Origin of the sequence: Marivita sp. S2033 (genome assembly GCF_046592965.1) — a bacterium.
GTDB lineage: Bacteria > Pseudomonadota > Alphaproteobacteria > Rhodobacterales > Rhodobacteraceae > Marivita.
The window spans coordinates 1-16,524 of the sequence record NZ_JBISBV010000016.1 but is presented as its reverse complement, the minus strand read 5'-3'; the positions used below and the strand labels follow the sequence as shown (position 1 = coordinate 16,524).

Below are 16,524 nucleotides of genomic sequence, written 5' to 3'. Positions count from 1 at the left end.
GATTGGTGCTATAAACAGGATATGATCGGGAGACGAGCGTCAAGAACGCCCCCGGCCGTTTTCCATCCCTTTCGTCCCTGCGAGGCACCATGGCTGTTCGCCCGCCCATTCATCGCCCGGTGGGGCGACGCGACAAACGTGAGGCTGACCGAGACTACGCGCGCAGGCGTGATCCAGCCATTCGAGCGCTTTACGCCTCTGCCCGGTGGCAGCGCGCCCGGCGACACTTCCTGGCGCGGCATCCGCTCTGCGCCGAATGCGAGCGTCAGGGGCGCGTGAGCGCGACCAACACCGTCGATCACATCATCCCGCACCGCGGCGACACAGAGCGGTTCTGGGACCCGGACGGTTGGCAGGCGCTCTGTGCCAGCTGTCACAGTCGCAAGACCGCCGCCGAGGATGGCGGCTTCGGCAACGCCCGCCGCCAACCATAAACCACCGCCCCCCCCGGGGGAGGTCAAATCTCTGGGGCCCTCCAGCCCCGGACCGGGCGCCAAGCTTTCTTTATCCGTGGCCAAAATGGCGATGGGGGGGTGCCGCCATGAAACAAAGGAAATCATCCGTGTCCGATCGCGAACTTGCCATTGAGTACCGTGCGCTCGATAGCCTCGTGCCCTATGCGCGCAATGCTCGCACCCACTCCGAGGCACAGATTGCCGAGATCGCCGGGTCAATCCGAGAGTTCGGGTTTACCAACCCGGTGTTGATCGCCGAGGACGACACGCTGATCGCGGGCCATGGCCGGGTGCTGGCGGCGCGGCAGTTGGGGATGGAGACCGTGCCGAGCATCGTGCTGACCGGCCTGACGGAGAGCCAGCGCCGGGCGCTGGTACTGGCCGACAACCGTATCGCCCTGAATGCCGGGTGGGACGAAAGCCTGCTGGCGCTGGAGCTTAGCGATCTGAAAGAGGCGGGGTATGATCTTGGGATTATGGGGTTTGAGGATGGCGAGCTTGACCGGCTGCTGTCGGGATCCGAAGACGATGACGCTTCAACCGCGCCGGTCGTGATCCCGGAGCCGCCGCGCATTCCCGCCTCGCAAATAGGCGATCTCTGGATCCTTGGCGATCATCGGCTGCTCTGCGGGGACAGCACAAGCGAGATGGATGTGCGCCGTCTGATGAACGGCGAGCGGGCCATCCTGTTCGCGACCGATCCGCCCTATCTTGTGGATTACGACGGCTCGAACCACCCGACACGCAATAAGGATTGGTCGCAGTCTTACGGCACCACATGGGACGACAGTAGCCAGGGCGCAGAACTTTACGACAACTTTATCGCAGCGGCCGTGGCCGAGGCGATCACCGAGGATGCGGCCTGGTATTGCTGGCACGCCTCACGCCGTCAGGCGATGCTGGAAGCGTGCTGGGAAAAGGCCGGCGCCTTCGTGCACCAGCAGATTATCTGGGTGAAGGAGCGCGGCGTGCTGACCCGCTCGCATTACCTGTGGAAACACGAGCCCTGCCTGATGGGCTGGCGCCGCCCGAACCGACCGCCCAAGGTGGCCGATGAAACGCTGTCCTCGACATGGGAAATGCCCAGCTTCACCAAGGAGGAGCGGCCCGATCATCCGACGCCGAAGCCGCTGGACGCCTTCGGCATTCCGATGCGCCAGCATGTGGCGCGAGGCGGCCTTTGCTATGAGCCGTTCGCGGGCTCCGGCTCGCAGATCATGGCGGGAGAGGCCAATGACCGCCGGGTCTTCGCGATGGAGATCAGCCCGGCCTATATCGATGTCTGCATCGAGCGCTGGCAGGCCGAGACCGGCCGCGACGCGATCCTGGATGGTGATGGCCGGACCTTTGCCGAGGTGACGGCCGAGCGGTTGGGAGATGGGAGCGCGCCCGCCGCACCGGAGGAAGAGTCTGCCGCGCCGAAGCGCAGCCGCAAGCGGAAGGCCGCGGTTTGAAGCAGTCGCGCGCCATGTCCTTGGTCGAGTCCGTCGCCAACGTGATCGTCGGCTACGGCGTTGCCGTGGTGACGCAGATCCTGATCTTCCCGATCTTCGGGCTGCACACGACGCTGGCGCAGAACCTGAAGATGGGCGCGGTGTTCACGGTGGTGAGCATCGCACGCTCCTATCTTCTGCGACGACTGTTCGAAGCGATTCGGGTCGCGTCGAGGAACGACCGAGCCACCTAGCGGGGAGCCGACGGTCGGTTTCGAGGTTGTCGCTATCCCGTTCAGATCCTATGGTTTCTCGAAGTGTAGGATGGGCATGAGGAACCGTTTCCCGTCCAGGCCAATCGACGGGATCGAGATATTGAAGGATTCAGACGAGCAGACGCCGAATACCGACACCTTGCCAGATGGCCTCGAGGCCCTGCGGCGGGAACTGAGCTTGTCGGACGTAATGGGGCTGATCGAGCGCACCGCGCAATGGGTGGACCCTAAGACGTTCAGGTATCTGCCTGTCTGGTACCCAGAGCATGCGCGACGTGCGCTGTTCTACAAAGCCAACTGGTCCGAGCCGCAGATGAACCGAAACCGCCAGACCGGCGTCACTATCCACAAGTCCGAAGGAAACGTGCATGCGAACAAGGCGCTGACGCTTGCCCTCGGCCTTCGGGCCGGAGAACGGCCAAACTGGTCGTGCTGCCATATCTGGGGCATCGACGACGCCTTCTACCAGGTCAGCAACGCCGTGGTTCAGGATCGACGCTTCTTCTCCTGCGTCGCGAACATGGTCCTGTTGCCGACGCCCTTGAAGGCGTTCACGGACGTCATGACCGACGTGAAGATGATGCTTCGCGTCTGTGCGCTGCACCTCTACGGCTGGTCCTGCGACCACGACGACGTAGCGGACATCGCTGGTAAGGTTGCCGACTGGGCGAATTGGGACGCCTATCCGGAGAGCTGGCCCAAACCGGGTCGGGCGACGCTCCCACTGGGCACGGCCAAGTTCTCGCCTCGGATTAAGGCGGCGGCAGACCGCAGGAAGGCCACCATTCGCAAGGATCTGGCATCCGCTGGTCCGCACTATCCGCGGGAAGAGGTCAGCAAGGTGCTCGACTACTGGAACATCTCGTTCTGAGAGAAGGAAGCCGCCGCCCAAGCGGGACGGCGGCATCGCGCATTTATCGGCGAGCAGCGTCAGTCGCTCGGCAAGCTGTAGACCCGGCCGCGATTCTCGACCTTCTCGGATTTGACTTCGAGCCCGAGCTTCTTCTTGAGCGCGCCGGCGAAGGCGCCTCGGACCGTGTGTGGCTGCCATCCGGTTTCGGCGACGATCTCGTCGATGGTCGCGCCGCCCTTGGCGCGGAGCATCTCGATCAGAAGCGCCTGCTTCGTGCCCGCGCGCAGTGTGCGCGCCTTGGGTTCGGGATTGGCCTCGGCGGGAGCGTCCTGCAGGTACTCCGCACTCGGCGCCTCGTCGGCGCCCGTAGGCGCGCTGTCGCCGCTCACCGGCTCGACGCCGATGGCGGCGAGGCCCGCGTTCGTGATGTGCAGGAGGATGGCGCGATCGTCCTCGTCGTTGCGCCAGATGCGGTTGAGCGCGGCGTCCGCCTTGGTCTGGCTGTCCGTCGCGGTCTCCGCGATCAGCCCGCGGGAGAGGAGCGCGCCGACGACCTTGGCGGCGGCGCCGCCGCGGAGAGAGCCGGGAAGCGGCAGAACGTTGCGGTCGTCGCGCTGCGCGGCGGCGCTGAGGATCACGAGCTGGGTGTCGGAAAGCTTGGTCATGGGGTCGTCTCCGTAATCGGGCCCGCGACATGCGGCGCCTTCTACAACCCCAAGCCGCGCAGGGCGCGCGGCAGGAGCTTTGGCGGTGCATGAGATCACTCGGCGTTTTCGCCTTCGCCAAAGGCGCTGTCCGTGATGCGCTTCAGCAGGCGGACGTAATGCTCAAGGGTGCCGACATGGCCCCAGTTCACCTCGTCGGGATGGGCGTTGAAATGGTCGTCGCTGAGCGCCTGCAGGCGGGCGAGCATCGTGTCGATCTCGGCTTTCTTGCCAATGAAGGCGCTCAGAGCAGCCTCGCGGTTGCGCCGGGCTTTCTCGGCGCGAAGCTGGTGGCGGGGCGTTGTGATGGGGCTCAGGCGAGTGGTCATGTTTCTGGCTCCGGGTGCGTTGGCGTCTTTGTTTCTGTGTCATCACCATCGCTCTATGGGCGCTCATAGTGTAGGCAAATCGCAGCAATATCATTGCTTTATAAGCTGAATGTACGATCAGGAGACTTGGCATGGCGGGCAGAAAACCGCTGCCCACGCAGCTGAAACTGGTGAAGGGGACCGCGCGGCCGCACCGGATGAACGCGGACGAGCCGAGGCCGGAGGTGGCCACGCCGCCGCCGCCCGATCACCTTGATGAACCGGCAGCGGCAAAGTTCACCGAGATGGCGGCGCTGCTGGCGCGCCACGGCGTGATGACCGAGCTCGATGTGAGCGCGCTGGCCCGCTATGTCGTGGTTTGGCGGCGCTGGCTTGAGGCCGAAGAGGAGGTGAAACGCCGCGGTCCAGTGGTCAAGACCGTTGCGGGGAACATTATCCAGAACCCGTTTCTGGCTGTGGCCAACCGATGCATGGCGCAGATGAGCCAGATCGAGAGCGAATTCGGGCTCACGCCGTCCAGTCGAACGCGGGTGCGCATGGCGGAACCTGCCGAGACACGGGATCCGTTTGAGGATTATCTGAACCGTGGCCAAAAATCCTAAAGCAAAGCGCCCGGTCTGCCCAGTTAACGCGTATGCGCGCGGTGTGGTTGGCGGCAAGATCATCGCGGGGCGGCTAGTACAGCTCTCCTGCGCACGCCACTTGGCCGATCTCAAATCTGGCGCGGCGCGTGGTCTCGTCTGGGACAGCGCGGCCGCGTTGCACGCAATCGAGTTTTTCAGCCATCTGCGCCACTCGACCGGGGAGTGGGCGGGCGAGCCCTTCGTGTTGCAGCCCTGGCAGGAATTCGTGGTGGGCGCGATGTTTGGTTGGAAGCGCAAGGCTGGCCCGGGCCAGGACAACCCGCGCCGATTTCGCACGGCCTATGTGGAGGTGGCCCGCAAGAACGGCAAGTCGGCCCTGTTGGCAGGGATCGCGCTCTATGCGCTGATTGCCGATGGGGAGCCGGGCGCCCACGTTTACGCCGCTGCCACCACCCGCGATCAGGCGCGGATCGTGTTTGGCGAAGCCGAGCGCATGGTTGCGGCAAGCCCGGCGCTCTCAAGCCGCGTGACAAGGACGGTCAACAATCTCGCGGTGCTGCCGACCGCGTCCTGGTTCCGGCCGCTCTCGGCGGATGCCAGCAAGATGGACGGGCTCAACGTGCATCTGGCCGCGGTGGACGAGGTGCATGAGCATCCCGGGCCGGAGATCATCCAGAAGCTCAACACCGCGACCGGTGCACGGCGTCAGCCGCTGATCGTCGAGATCACCACGGCGGGCTACGACCGTCATTCTGTCTGCCGCCAGCATCACGAGTTCTCGGTCAAGGCGCTGGAGGGCACGGTGCCGGTCGAGGCGGCCGACAGTTGGTTTGCCTATATCGCCACCATCGATGAGGGCGATGACTGGACCGACGCGGATGTTTGGGTGAAGGCCAACCCGAGCCTCGGCGTGACGGTGAAGATGGAGGATCTGAAGCGCCAGATCGACGAGGCCCGCGAAATGCCCGCGCAGCAGAACGCGATCCGGCGGCTGCGGCTGAATGAATGGACCGAACAGGTCACCCGCTGGCTCGACATGGATGTCTGGGCCGAGGGGGGGCCGCCACCTGCCACCGATTGGCAGGTGGTGCGCGATGACCTTGCAGACTTGGAGCAAAAGCTGGCGGGGTATGAGTGCTATGGTGGGTTGGATCTGGCCCGGGTCAATGATCTCTCGGCCTTTGTGCTGTTGTTCCCGCCCACCGGGGATCCGGCCCTCGAGGCCTTGGCGGATAAATGGATCACTCTCTGCCGGTTCTGGGTGCCGGAGGAGGATATTCTGCGCCGGGGTAAGCGCGATCGGGTGCCTTACGCCACATGGCGCGACCAGGGCTTCCTGACCGCCACCCCTGGCAATGCCACGGATTTTGCCTTCGTTGAGGCGGAGATCGTCGATCTGGCTGCGTGCTTTGATCTGCGCGAGCTTGCGTATGATCGCACGTTCGCGGGCGAGATCGTCCAGCATCTACAAGATGAGGGGCTAAACCTGGTGCAGTTTGGTCAGGGCTTTTTGAGCATGGCGGCACCGACCGCGGAACTGGAGCGGCTGTCGGTGTCGCGCAAGCTTTGGCATGGCGGCCATCCGGTGCTGCGCTGGAACGCCTCGAACGTGGCGGTGCGCCACGATCCGGCGGGCAATGTCAAGCCCGACAAGGAGCGCTCCAGCGAGCGTATCGACGGCATCGTTGCCACCTGCAACGCGCTCGGGCGGGCGCTCTTGCGCGACGTCAATGCTGGCCGCTCGGTCTATGACAATCGCGGCATCCTGGTCCTATAGGAGCACCCTTGCATGTCTTTCTGGTCCCGCTTGTTTGCAGGCAAACCGCCTGCGGGCGCGTCGCCGCGTGCCGCTGTTCAGGACGCGGGAGGTGGTCTGACCATCACGACCGCGAGCGAGCTGGACGCGGCGCTGCGCGCCGGGGCACTGAGCGCCTCTGGCGCGTCGGTAACGCCGGACAGTGCCATGCGGGTGGCGGCCGTCTATGCCTGCGTGCGCATCATTTCCGGGGCGGTGGCAACATTGCCGCTGCACATCAAGCGCCGGGTCGATGCGCGCACGCGCGAGGATGCCTCGGACGCGCCGATTTGGCGGGTGTTGCGACGGCGGCCGAACCGCTGGCAGACACCATCGCAGTTTCGCCGGATGATGCAGGCGCATCTGCTGCTGCGCGGCAACGGCTATGCGATGATCGTGCGTTCACGCGGCACCGTACAGGCGCTGATCCCGCTTCATCCCGACCGGGTCGAGGTGGCACAGGGGGACGATCTGGCGCTGACGTTCATCTATACCCGTCCGGATGGACGGCAGTTGCGGCTGGCGCAGGATGAGGTGCTGCATCTGGTCGGGCTGACGCTCGACGGGGTGCGGGGCGTCTCGCCCATCGCCTATGCCCGCGAGACCATCGGCCTGGCGTTGGCGATGGAGGATCACGGCGCCACCACCTTCCGCAATGGCGCCCGGGTGAGCGGCGTTCTGAAACACCCACAAAAGCTCGGCCCCGAGGCGGTGGCCAATCTCAAGGCCGGGCTCGAGGCGTTCCGCGCCGGTGGCGAGCAGGACGGCAAGAACCTGATCCTCGAGGAAGGCATGGAGTATGACCGCATCGCCATGACGGCCGAAGACGCGCAATGGATCGAGAGCCGCAAGTTCAGCCGCACCGACATCGCCATGTTCTTCGGGGTGCCGCCGCATATGATCGGCGACACCGAGAAGTCCACCAGCTGGGGCACCGGCATCGAGCAGCAGTCGATCGGGTTCGTCGCCTATACGCTCGAGGATCACCTGACGATGTGGGAGGAGGCGATCGATCGCGATCTGATCGGAGCTGACGATACGCTCTATGCGCGCTTTAACCGCGCCGCCTTGGTCAAGGGCGACATCAAGGCCCGCTGGGAGGCCTATGTTAAAGGCCTGCAATGGGGCGTCTACAGCCCCAATGAAATCCGTGCGCTGGAAGACCAGAACCCGCGAGATGGTGGGGATGTTTATTATCCGCCGCCCAACATGACCGCGGATTCCGAAGGCCCGGAGGACGCGCCCTCAGCGCAGATGCCCGACCCCTCGCAAACAACGGAAAGGGATACCGATGAGCCTGCGTGACCTCCCGGCTGGACCGGAGTATCAACGGCCTGCCGCCTATCATTTTGATACGCCGTCCGATGCGCTGGCGAAATGGGCTGACATGCCGAGCGCGGCGACGGCCAGTGGCAACAGCACGATCACGATGCTCGATATCATTGGCGAAGACGGGATGGGCGGTGGCGTGAGCGCGAAACGGATCGCGGCGGCGCTGCGTACGATTGGTAATCGCGATGTCACCGTGCAGATCAACTCGCCGGGTGGCGACATGTTTGAAGGCATCGCCATTTACAACCTGCTGCGGGCGCATCCGGCCGCGGTGAGTATCGAGGTGCTGGGCATCGCGGCATCAGCGGCCTCGATTATTGCGATGGCAGGCGACAATATCCGCATGGCGCGGAGCAGCTTTTTGATGCTGCACAACGCCTGGGGCGTGGTGATCGGCAATCGCCACGACATGGCCGAGGCTGCGACGCTGTTCGAGCGTTTCGATGGCGCGCTGGCGGATATCTACGCGGCCCGCAGCGGTATGGCACGATCAGAAGTTGCCACGCTGCTGGATGCCGAAACCTTCCTGACGGCGCAAGAAGCTGTGGCCGCCGGTATGGCGGATACCATCGCGAGCGAAACCGATGCAGCCTCGGACGTTTCTGCGCAGGTGCGCCCCGACATCCTCGCCAAGCGCCGCATTGACGCGGCACTGGCACAACAAGGCATCCCCCGCAGTGAGCGGCGTATGATGCTGAAACAGATTACCGGCACGCGCAACGCTGCCGAGCCTGCCATGCATGACGCTGGCTTTGACCCTGCTGCCCTGCGGCAGCTTCTCGACACACTTCAAGCCTAGGAGGCTGTCATGACCGACATGACCAAACCCCGCATCCGCGGGGCCGTGCGCGTGCGCGCAGAGACCAGCGATGCAAACGCCATCGTCACCGAATTGAACAAGGCTTTTGCCGCGTTCAAGACCGAACACCAAGAAGAACTGAAAGGTATCAACGCCAAGTTTGCCGACGTTGTGCAGGCCGAGAAGGTCGAGCGCATCAATGACGAGATCGGCAAGCTGCAGACGGCGCTGGATGACACCAATGCCCAGCTGGCGGCGGCCAGGCTCGGTGGGGCGAGCGATGGCCAGGTGCCCTCGGCCGAGGCCCGCGACCATACCCGCGCCTTCAACCAGTTCTTCCGGCGTGGCACCGAGGAAGGCTTGCGCGAGCTTGAGATGAAGGCCGCGCTGCGCACCGACAGCGACCCGGACGGTGGCTATGTCGTGCCTGATCAGATGGAGCAGACCATCGATCAGGTGCTGGGCACGGTCTCAGCCATGCGCTCCATCGCCAGTGTCATGTCGGTCTCGGCGGCCAGTTACAAGAAGCTGGTCAACCAGGGCGGTGCCGGCGCGGGCTGGGTCGGTGAGCGCCAGGCGCGCCCGGACACCGCAACTCCGACACTCGCGGAGCTGTCGTTTCCCGCCATGGAGATCTATGCCAACCCGGCGGCGACCCAGACATTGCTCGATGATGCCCGGGTCGATATCGCGGCCTGGCTGGCCGAAGAGGTCTCGACCGCTTTTGCTGAAGCCGAAGGCGCGGCCTTCATCAGTGGCGACGGGATCAACCAGCCGCGCGGTCTGCTCTCCTATGACACGGTGGCCAACGCCTCCCATTCTTGGGGCAAGATCGGTTATACCGCCTCCGGAGTGGCCGCGGCCCTGACCGACAGCAGCCACAATGGCGTCGATGCGCTGATTGATTTGATCTACTCGATCAAGCAGGGGTATCGGCAGAACGCCCGTTTCCTAATGAATAAGTCGATGCAGGCGACGGTGCGAAAGCTGAAGTCGAAGACCGAGGAGCTCTATCTGTGGCAGCCTCCGGTGCAGGCAGGTCAACCTGCCACGCTTCTGGGTTATCCGATCACCGATGACGACAACATGCCCGATATTGGGGCCGGGGCGTTCCCGGTGGCCTTCGGCGACTTCCGCCGCGGTTATCTGATCGTCGATCGCTTCGGCGTTCGGGTGCTGCGCGATCCCTATACCAACAAGCCCTACGTGCATTTTTACACGACCAAGCGGGTAGGGGGCGGCGTGCAGAACTTTGAGGCGGTCAAGCTGCTGAAGATCGCAGCATCCTGAGCCTTGGCGGGCGGGGATCCACTCGCCCGCACCCTCCCTCAATTCCTGAAAGGACACTCCAATGAAGGACATGCATTCTGATCTCTCGGTGGCCTCGGCCATCGACGCGGCGACGTTAACCGCAGACAGCACGCCAACAGCGATCGACCTGCGTGGCTTTGACGGTGCTGCAATCGTGCTCGCCATCGGGGCCGGTGGCATCACGTTCTCGGGCGCTAACAAGATCGAGTTCAAGCTGACGCACTCCGAAGACGACGCAACCTATGAGCCGGTCACCGACGGCGACGTCCTCGGTGTTGATAAAATCAGCACCGGTGGTGTCATCAAGGCACTCGTGGCGGCGCATGCAACGGCCGACGTTTATCGCTTCGGCTACGTCGGCGGCAAACGCTACCTGAAGCTGCTGGCCGCATTCTCGGGGACCCATGGAACGGGCACGCCGATCGCAGGCGTCGTGATCCGGGGTCACGGCCAGATCAACCCGCAGGCGGCTCAGTCCTGATGCCGCGCCGCGAGCGGCTCCGGTCGCTCGCGATCCGCTCTGGGATGTTTTGCTATGTTTACGCTTGTTCGCACCACAGCACCGGTAGAGGCGCCCATCGCGCTGAGTGAGGCAAAGGCGCAAATCCGCGTTGATCACAATGAGGAGGACGTGCTGATCCAGCACTATATCGATGCGGCCACCTCGCTGCTTGATGGGCCGGCGGGTTTGCTTGGGCGCTGCCTGGTGACCCAAAGCTGGCAAATGACCGTCGACGTCTTGGGGGGACCAGTGCATTTGCCGTTTCCGGACACGGTGATCGATGAGGCAAAATTTGCCGATGGCGATGGTGAGAACATGCCCTACCGGCTAGAGATGTGCGGGCAGCGTCCCGTCCTAGTCCCGCTGCAGGGCAGGGGGCGGTCTACGGTCATCTCCTTCACCTCGGGCTATGGTGCGCCGCAGGATGTGCCTGCCACGCTGCGGCAGGCGATGCTGCTGCTCATCGCCCACTGGTATGACAACCGCGAGGCGGTCACGATCGGTGCGGCAGGCACCGCTTTGCCCATGGCCGTGGATGCGCTGATTGCGCCGTCGCGGCTGCAGTGGATATGAGCCATGACGGCCGGAAAGCTCGATCGCCGCGCGCAGTTTCGCCGCCATGAGGAATATGATGACGGCTATGGCACCGTCTATCGCTGGGAGGATCATGGCGATCCGGTCTGGGTCCAGCTCACCCATGTCAGCGACAGTGAGAAATGGCAGGCCGCCCAGGTGCAGGCAACCGTGACATCCCGCTTGCGTCTGCGCTGGTCAGCGTTCGCCGCCGATATCACGCCCCTCGATCGCGTCATCTGCGAGGGGCGCGATTACAACATCACGGGCGTCAAGGAAATCGGGCGACGCAAGGCCATCGAGATCACCGCAAGCGCTCGCGCCGACCAGACCTGACAAGGGAGGCACCCCATGCCGCCTGATCCAAACGCGAGAAATCGGTATGATTTGTCAGGGCAGGAGTTCGAGGCGATGCTCGCGCGCGCCGCCGAGGAAGGCGCAAAGCGGGCCCTCGCGGACGTCGGACTGGACGGCCACGAGGCAGCCCTCGATATCCGTGACCTCCGCTCTTTGCTCGACTGTATCCGGTTGGTGCGCCGCACCGCGATGCAAACCGCCGTGCGCATGATCACCACCGGCGTCATGCTGGCGCTGCTCGCGGGTATCGCGATCAAGCTGAAGATCTTCGGCGGCAGCCCGTAGCCGCTCACCATCCCAACCAGTCAGCCCAACCGACCCGCCCGTTTGGGGGGGGGAGTTCGTTTCTGGAGGATATCATGACCACGACCTTTTACGACCATTGGCGCGACGTGCCGGAAGCCGCCTGGCGCTGGCACAATTTTTCGCCCGCCGAAATCGGCTGCCGGGGCACCGGCAAACTTCTGATCAATGAATCTGCGCTCAACAAACTGCAGGCGCTTCGCGACCGGCTCGGCAAACCGCTGATTGTCCGTTCCGCCTATCGCAGCCCGGAGCACAACCGCGCCGTCGGCGGCGCAACCCGCTCGAAGCACATGGAAGGCGCGGCCTTCGATATCGCCATGGCAAACCATGACCCGGTGGCGTTTGAGGCGGCAGCGCGGGCCGTCGGGTTTCTCGGGTTCGGCTTCTATCGGCGCTCGGGGTTCATGCATGTCGATCTTGGTCCAGCGCGTCAGTGGGGCGAGCGGTTTCCAATTCGGGCGACGGACTTCGCCAAAGAGATGCCGCCTGCGCGCGAGGTTCTGGCCCAAAGTCGCACCATGAAAGGCGGAGGAGCGGCCGGAGTTGCGACGCTGGGCGCAGCCGGGGTCGAGGTCGCGCAGAATGTCCTGGCTGACACGCAGACCGCAATCCTGCCGCTCGTACCATATCTCGATACGCTTCGCTGGGTGTTCATTGCCGTGGCGCTGGCTGGTATTGGCGTCACGATCTACGCTCGGTGCGACGACTGGAAGCGGGGGCGGCGCTGATCGGCGGGCTTGGGTTATCCATCATGATGTCGATGAAAACAGGCAGCAGAAATCCAACGATTCCAGCGCTGCTCCGAACCTGTGCCTCGTTCATACCGTTGTTCCAGATCGACCTTCAATGTCCGCCTTGAACACCCTTGACCAGAAGATAGACGTAAAATTTGAGAGCGGCCGAAAATAGAAGCTATGCACTGAGTTATAGAGCCAATGTTTTCGCTTCTTAGTTGTCAAACAGAGACCTTTGCTGTGGCGATGAGCCTATTGTGTTTCGAAGTGCGAACAATTTCTCTAACGTCCCTGGTCCGATACCGGGCAGAGCACCCAGTTGGCTGATCTGACATACACTATTTTCGGTAATTGCCTTGATTATCGTTTCCAATCTCAATCTATTTATTCCTGTATTTTTCATGAGATACGCAATATCTTGTGAAACGACGAGCTCTCTAACTGTTTCGAATAGATCATCTTTAGCCTTTGGGTCGTACTCATAGATCTCGACGTGCAAATCATCAAGCGGGGACAAATACCGTCTCATTATTTCCCTTGACACATCGATTGGTAAGCCGCCCTTGTCAGCACCGAGCATAGGAAATGCAATTGATGTAATGTCCTTCTCACGGTACGTAGCCGCGAACTTGCTGAGCCCTTTTTCAAGATACTCAGGTCGAGAGGGGTGTTTCCAATCTTTCTTCGTAGGAAAGTTGAGGATCTGTGGTTGGGCCGATTTGTATAGCCAGAGAATTCCCGGTGAGAGCTTGCCTGCTTTGCAAATCTCCACGTACCGACGGTACATCTCTGGTTCTCGAAGGCGAAACTCAAGGGCGATACCAGCCCCCATCACTCCCACGCAATTGACCGTGTTAACAATTGTCTGAGCCTTTGTGGTGAAGATGTTACCCTTGATCTCGATGATACTCATGCGATTGGAGCACCCTTTCCTGTCGAAACTCCCGGTGAATGATGTCCTACAGTTTCAAAAGAAAAGACTGGGGCTGATACAAATGCTTGGGTGCTGGGCACTGGTAAGCATGGACTGAAGCTTTGAGGACGTTGAAGTGTTCATGCTATGTACCGCGACCAGATCCTCGGTGTCAATATGACCGTACACGAGGCACTCACTCATCATAAGTTGCTTTTTGTCAACGTGTACAACACCATCCGTTGCCCAATTGGGACTATGGATACTTGGCCAATCGAATTTTTCGACATCGCTTAGGCAATATGCGAAGCGGCATCTATTGGCGGCAGCATTCCGTTCGGTGAAAAGAGTGTAGTTCGAGAGGCAAACTCGCCGCGTTGCCTCAAGTAAAACTATGTCACTTCGATACTCTGCTTGTTTTTCATAAAGCATTGCATTCCTTGGATTGAAATACAGCGGTACATACTCATGAAGCGAACATTTATGTACTGGATCCGTTCGCTCTCTTCGACTGTTTACATCTGGATTGCTGATATCGAGGTAGTTTGGGGCTTTATTGTGCGAAAGAAGTCCATGCTGGAGTATACTTAATAGATTGTCGATGTGAGTCATGTGGAATAATCGAAAATCCACACGATCGAGAAACGATTGCTTAAGCGCTTGAAGCGAAGCCCCGAGAGTGACCGGCCAAGTTACAACTTGGTTGCCATCCGAAAGTAACCTGTAGCATCCGCCAACCTCGGCGCTCTGCCCAAAACTGGTTAACAAATACCTATTTTCAGATCTTTCGATATAACCTTGGCTCAAAAACTCGTCGAAAAGGAAAGGTTTGGCTTTAACTCCAATAATTCTGCCGAGTGCGCTAGTCGAAACCAACTCTTGGTCAAGGAATGGTTTTGGCAGCGCCGAGTCATTGGTATAGTTCTCACTGGAGGACGGCTGATCGGTCGAAGAATCATCGAGCTGCTCGTCTTGATGGCCCTGTTCAGCGGGTCTTGTTTCGTCGTTGAACTTTTCAGAGATTTCCTCGCCGCCTAAGCCATCAGAGCTTCTCTGGAAATCGCCAAACGTGCCTCGAATACCTGCATTCCATCCCGACAGTGCCGCTGCCTGTAGCATAGCATCTTGCATCATGATCTTTTGCTGTTCGCCAATGAGGATGAGCACTCCTTCGGCACGTGGGTTTCCAAGGCTTTGTGCTTTTTCTAGCCATCGCCGCGCGCTGCTTAGATCCGTTTCAACGCCTTCGCCTTTCCAATACATAAGGCCGATATTAAAACAAGCATTCGCACTGCCATTCTCTGCGGCGCCTCGGTACAGCTTGAGCGCTTTCTGGTTGCTTTGACTTACGCCTAGGCCTTTGAAATAGAGGTAGCCCAGTTCAAGTTGAGCGACTGTGTGGCCTGAGTCTGCTGCTTTTGCAAACATTCTTGATGCTTCTTGGTAGTCCTGAGAAATAAGGTGCCCGTCTTTATACATCATACCGATGGTAAACCATGCCTCGGAGTTGCCATGTTTAGCTGCCTGTTGTAGCCACTTCAGACCCTCAACTTTGTGTCCGTCCCCAAATCCTCCACGCACGAGTTCCTTACCATACCGCAACTGAGCGTCGATATGGCCGAGGACCGAGGCGTCGGAAATGAGTTTTTTATAACGTTTGGGGGCGGAATGTTCAGCACGCAGTGCTTCTTCATACATTTCGTCCGCATTTTTCCGGAACAATTTTTTCCAAATATTCAATCCGTTTGCCCCTAATTCTTTGCTCCGCACTCCAAACTATATTGGGTGGATCTGATTCTAAAATGGAATGTCATCGTCAAAGCTGCTGGGGCTACTGACGGGGTCTGCGCTTCTATTTTGGCCTTCGCCGAAAGAATTGTCTCTTGTGGTGGTTAAGCCGGTCAACTGTCCGCCAATAGCGTTGACAACGATTTCCGTGCTGTACCGGTCAGCGCCACTTTGATCCTGCCATTTCCGCGTTTGGACCCGCCCTTCAACATATACCTTGTCGCCTTTTCGTAGATAACTCTCGGCGTACCGTGCGGCGTTCTGATCAAACACACTCACCGTGTGCCATTCGGTTCGTTCGCGCTTCTCTCCTGAGGCTCGGTCCGTCCACTGTTCGCTTGTAGCAACACGAAGATTTGCGACCTTCTGACCGCTTGGTAGATCTCTGGTTTCAGGGTCCATGCCAAGGTTGCCGATTATGATGGCCTTGTTGACGCTACCTGCCATTATTTGGTCTCCAACGCTGACTTCGCACTATAAGTTTCGTGTGTGGCAACGTTAGGTTGCAACCGAGGCAATGGCAAACTTAGAATGGTGGGACGGTTTCTTTATACCGCATACCGCCCGCTCCTAGGGTCAGGATGCATTGATTTCTGTTGCGCTGCGTGATTCACGCCTCCGAAAACGGAGCGGTGACATGAGCGATCTCTTCTGGCTGACCGACGCGCAGATGGCGCGCCTGGCTCCCTTCTTTCCCAGGTCGCACGGGAAGCCCCGGGTTGATGACAGACGGGTGCTGAGCGGGATTATTTTCATCAATCGCAATGGCTTGCGTTGGCGCGATGCGCCCGCCGCGTATGGCCCACATAAGACGCTCTACAGCCGGTGGAAGCGTTGGAGCGAAAAGGGCATCTTCGCGCGGATGATGGCCGGGCTGGCGGCGGAACACGGCGAGAAAACGACCGTGATGATCGACGCAACATACCTCAAGGCCCATCGAACGGCGACCAGCATGGCCGCCAAAAAGGGGGGCGTGGTCGCCTGATCGGTCGAACCAAAGGCGGTATGAACACCAAGCTGCACGCCATCTGCGACAGTCAGGGGCGACCGATCGACCTGTTCGTCACCGCTGGACAGGTCAGCGATTATATCGGCGCTCGGGCTCTGCTGAGTGGCCTGCCAAACGTCAAATGGCTACTCGGGGATCGTGGCTATGACGCTGACTGGTTCAGAGAAGCGTTGCAGGACAAGGGGATACGTGCCTGCATCCCAGGCCGGAAGAAACGCAAGACGCCGATCAAATATGATAAGCGGAGATACAAGCGGCGTAACCGCATCGAGATCATGTTCGGCAGGCTCAAGGACTGGAGGCGCGTCGCGACCCGCTATGACCGATGCCCCAAGGTCTTCCTCTCAGCCATCGCCCTCGCGGCTCTCGTCATCTATTGGTTATGAATCCTGACCCTTCTGTATCTCCAGTTTGCTATATTGTCCCCGTCAGCGGCCTTGGCCGAGGTCGCTGACGGGGCGGTGTATGGCGT

At 60.8% G+C, this 16,524-nt stretch carries 20 protein-coding genes; 15 read left to right on the top strand and 5 right to left on the bottom strand.

The features are described 5' to 3' along the window. Positions 1 to 89 precede the first annotated feature (89 nt). From ACGKZZ_RS16175 to ACGKZZ_RS16160, 4 genes are all read left to right on the top strand, one after another. Positions 90 to 434 carry an HNH endonuclease gene (locus ACGKZZ_RS16175; RefSeq protein WP_411224567.1) on the top strand — a complete coding sequence of 115 codons (345 nt, stop codon included), beginning with the start codon at positions 90 to 92 and terminating at the stop codon, positions 432 to 434. Between the two features lie 107 nt (positions 435 to 541). Then, positions 542 to 1,909 (top strand): site-specific DNA-methyltransferase, encoded by a 1,368-nt coding sequence (locus ACGKZZ_RS16170; RefSeq protein WP_411224566.1) that lies wholly within the window; start codon positions 542 to 544, stop codon positions 1,907 to 1,909. Further along, complete coding sequence (locus tag ACGKZZ_RS16165) at positions 1,906 to 2,142, top strand: hypothetical protein (RefSeq protein ID WP_411224565.1); 237 nt, start codon at positions 1,906 to 1,908, stop codon at positions 2,140 to 2,142. Before ACGKZZ_RS16170 ends, ACGKZZ_RS16165 begins: the two co-directional genes overlap by 4 nt. 121 nt (positions 2,143 to 2,263) lie before the next feature. Further along, a complete protein-coding gene (locus ACGKZZ_RS16160) occupies positions 2,264 to 3,034 on the top strand; it encodes a hypothetical protein (RefSeq protein WP_411224564.1) in 771 nt (256 codons plus the stop codon). Between the two features lie 59 nt (positions 3,035 to 3,093). Here the strand turns inward: ACGKZZ_RS16160 and ACGKZZ_RS16155 are convergent, their stop codons facing one another. Beyond that, complete coding sequence (locus tag ACGKZZ_RS16155; protein WP_411224563.1) at positions 3,094 to 3,681, bottom strand: DUF3489 domain-containing protein; 588 nt, start codon at positions 3,679 to 3,681, stop codon at positions 3,094 to 3,096. Between the two features lie 95 nt (positions 3,682 to 3,776). Beyond that, positions 3,777 to 4,049 (bottom strand): hypothetical protein, encoded by a 273-nt coding sequence (locus tag ACGKZZ_RS16150; RefSeq protein ID WP_411224562.1) that lies wholly within the window; start codon positions 4,047 to 4,049, stop codon positions 3,777 to 3,779. A gap of 131 nt (positions 4,050 to 4,180) precedes the next feature. Here ACGKZZ_RS16150 and ACGKZZ_RS16145 point away from each other — a divergent pair, with 131 nt between their 5' ends. The 10 genes from ACGKZZ_RS16145 (at position 4,181) to ACGKZZ_RS16100 (ending at position 12,336) form a co-directional block, all read left to right on the top strand. Beyond that, positions 4,181 to 4,651, top strand: coding sequence for a phage terminase small subunit P27 family (locus ACGKZZ_RS16145; RefSeq protein ID WP_411224561.1), 471 nt, complete (start codon positions 4,181 to 4,183; stop codon positions 4,649 to 4,651). A 100-nt stretch (positions 4,652 to 4,751) separates the two neighbouring features. Continuing rightward, positions 4,752 to 6,410: a terminase large subunit gene (locus ACGKZZ_RS16140; protein WP_411224560.1), complete on the top strand. Its 1,659-nt coding sequence runs from the start codon at positions 4,752 to 4,754 to the stop codon at positions 6,408 to 6,410. Positions 6,411 to 6,422: 12 nt separating this feature from the next. Then, the gene (locus ACGKZZ_RS16135) at positions 6,423 to 7,733 is read left to right on the top strand and encodes a phage portal protein (protein WP_411224559.1); all 1,311 of its coding nucleotides are present in this window, start codon (positions 6,423 to 6,425) and stop codon (positions 7,731 to 7,733) included. Then, positions 7,720 to 8,559, top strand: a complete 840-nt coding sequence (locus ACGKZZ_RS16130; protein WP_411224558.1) for a head maturation protease, ClpP-related — start codon at positions 7,720 to 7,722, stop codon at positions 8,557 to 8,559. The genes ACGKZZ_RS16135 and ACGKZZ_RS16130 overlap by 14 nt, the downstream gene beginning before the upstream one ends. A gap of 9 nt (positions 8,560 to 8,568) precedes the next feature. Continuing rightward, a complete protein-coding gene (locus ACGKZZ_RS16125) occupies positions 8,569 to 9,849 on the top strand; it encodes a phage major capsid protein (RefSeq protein WP_411224557.1) in 1,281 nt (426 codons plus the stop codon). Positions 9,850 to 9,910: 61 nt separating this feature from the next. Continuing rightward, the gene (locus tag ACGKZZ_RS16120; RefSeq protein ID WP_411224556.1) at positions 9,911 to 10,351 is read left to right on the top strand and encodes a hypothetical protein; all 441 of its coding nucleotides are present in this window, start codon (positions 9,911 to 9,913) and stop codon (positions 10,349 to 10,351) included. 54 nt (positions 10,352 to 10,405) lie between these two features. Further along, positions 10,406 to 10,945, top strand: coding sequence for a head-tail connector protein (locus ACGKZZ_RS16115; protein WP_411224555.1), 540 nt, complete (start codon positions 10,406 to 10,408; stop codon positions 10,943 to 10,945). Between the two features lie 3 nt (positions 10,946 to 10,948). After that, positions 10,949 to 11,281 carry a phage head closure protein gene (locus ACGKZZ_RS16110; protein ID WP_411224554.1) on the top strand — a complete coding sequence of 111 codons (333 nt, stop codon included), beginning with the start codon at positions 10,949 to 10,951 and terminating at the stop codon, positions 11,279 to 11,281. Between the two features lie 15 nt (positions 11,282 to 11,296). After that, positions 11,297 to 11,587 (top strand): DUF6127 family protein, encoded by a 291-nt coding sequence (locus ACGKZZ_RS16105; RefSeq protein ID WP_411224553.1) that lies wholly within the window; start codon positions 11,297 to 11,299, stop codon positions 11,585 to 11,587. 74 nt (positions 11,588 to 11,661) lie between these two features. Next, a complete protein-coding gene (locus ACGKZZ_RS16100; protein WP_411224552.1) occupies positions 11,662 to 12,336 on the top strand; it encodes a D-Ala-D-Ala carboxypeptidase family metallohydrolase in 675 nt (224 codons plus the stop codon). A 220-nt stretch (positions 12,337 to 12,556) separates the two neighbouring features. Here ACGKZZ_RS16100 and ACGKZZ_RS16095 read toward each other — a convergent pair whose 3' ends face one another. The 3 genes from ACGKZZ_RS16095 to ssb are packed head-to-tail and all read right to left on the bottom strand — an operon-like array spanning position 12,557 to position 15,490. After that, positions 12,557 to 13,255: a macro domain-containing protein gene (locus tag ACGKZZ_RS16095; RefSeq protein WP_411224551.1), complete on the bottom strand. Its 699-nt coding sequence runs from the start codon at positions 13,253 to 13,255 to the stop codon at positions 12,557 to 12,559. 54 nt (positions 13,256 to 13,309) lie between these two features. After that, the gene (locus ACGKZZ_RS16090) at positions 13,310 to 14,995 is read right to left on the bottom strand and encodes a DarT ssDNA thymidine ADP-ribosyltransferase family protein (RefSeq protein WP_411224550.1); all 1,686 of its coding nucleotides are present in this window, start codon (positions 14,993 to 14,995) and stop codon (positions 13,310 to 13,312) included. Positions 14,996 to 15,052: 57 nt separating this feature from the next. Next, positions 15,053 to 15,490 (bottom strand): single-stranded DNA-binding protein, encoded by a 438-nt coding sequence (ssb, locus tag ACGKZZ_RS16085; protein ID WP_184224669.1) that lies wholly within the window; start codon positions 15,488 to 15,490, stop codon positions 15,053 to 15,055. Positions 15,491 to 15,680: 190 nt separating this feature from the next. On the opposite strand from ssb, the gene ACGKZZ_RS16080 reads away from it, so the two are divergent. Next, positions 15,681 to 16,438, top strand: a protein-coding gene (locus ACGKZZ_RS16080) for an IS5-like element ISPso2 family transposase (protein ID WP_101754952.1) whose coding sequence is annotated in 2 segments (ribosomal slippage) — positions 15,681 to 16,005 and positions 16,005 to 16,438 — 759 coding nt in all. Because the reading frame shifts where the segments join, the coding sequence is not laid out codon by codon here. Positions 16,439 to 16,524: the final 86 nt, after the last annotated feature.

What these genes read in the sequence shown, in the direction of transcription:
- ACGKZZ_RS16175 (WP_411224567.1), top strand. Translation starts at nt 90, where the DNA reads ATGGCTGTTCGCCCGCCCATTCATCGCCCGGTGGGGCGACGCGACAAA.
- ACGKZZ_RS16170 (WP_411224566.1), top strand. Translation starts at nt 542, where the DNA reads ATGAAACAAAGGAAATCATCCGTGTCCGATCGCGAACTTGCCATTGAG.
- ACGKZZ_RS16155 (WP_411224563.1), bottom strand. Translation starts at nt 3,681, where the DNA reads ATGACCAAGCTTTCCGACACCCAGCTCGTGATCCTCAGCGCCGCCGCG.
- ACGKZZ_RS16150 (WP_411224562.1), bottom strand. Translation starts at nt 4,049, where the DNA reads ATGACCACTCGCCTGAGCCCCATCACAACGCCCCGCCACCAGCTTCGC.
- ACGKZZ_RS16145 (WP_411224561.1), top strand. Translation starts at nt 4,181, where the DNA reads ATGGCGGGCAGAAAACCGCTGCCCACGCAGCTGAAACTGGTGAAGGGG.
- ACGKZZ_RS16135 (WP_411224559.1), top strand. Translation starts at nt 6,423, where the DNA reads ATGTCTTTCTGGTCCCGCTTGTTTGCAGGCAAACCGCCTGCGGGCGCG.
- ACGKZZ_RS16130 (WP_411224558.1), top strand. Translation starts at nt 7,720, where the DNA reads ATGAGCCTGCGTGACCTCCCGGCTGGACCGGAGTATCAACGGCCTGCC.
- ACGKZZ_RS16125 (WP_411224557.1), top strand. Translation starts at nt 8,569, where the DNA reads ATGACCGACATGACCAAACCCCGCATCCGCGGGGCCGTGCGCGTGCGC.
- ACGKZZ_RS16120 (WP_411224556.1), top strand. Translation starts at nt 9,911, where the DNA reads ATGAAGGACATGCATTCTGATCTCTCGGTGGCCTCGGCCATCGACGCG.
- ACGKZZ_RS16115 (WP_411224555.1), top strand. Translation starts at nt 10,406, where the DNA reads ATGTTTACGCTTGTTCGCACCACAGCACCGGTAGAGGCGCCCATCGCG.
- ACGKZZ_RS16110 (WP_411224554.1), top strand. Translation starts at nt 10,949, where the DNA reads ATGACGGCCGGAAAGCTCGATCGCCGCGCGCAGTTTCGCCGCCATGAG.
- ACGKZZ_RS16105 (WP_411224553.1), top strand. Translation starts at nt 11,297, where the DNA reads ATGCCGCCTGATCCAAACGCGAGAAATCGGTATGATTTGTCAGGGCAG.
- ACGKZZ_RS16100 (WP_411224552.1), top strand. Translation starts at nt 11,662, where the DNA reads ATGACCACGACCTTTTACGACCATTGGCGCGACGTGCCGGAAGCCGCC.
- ACGKZZ_RS16095 (WP_411224551.1), bottom strand. Translation starts at nt 13,255, where the DNA reads ATGAGTATCATCGAGATCAAGGGTAACATCTTCACCACAAAGGCTCAG.
- ssb (WP_184224669.1), bottom strand. Translation starts at nt 15,490, where the DNA reads ATGGCAGGTAGCGTCAACAAGGCCATCATAATCGGCAACCTTGGCATG.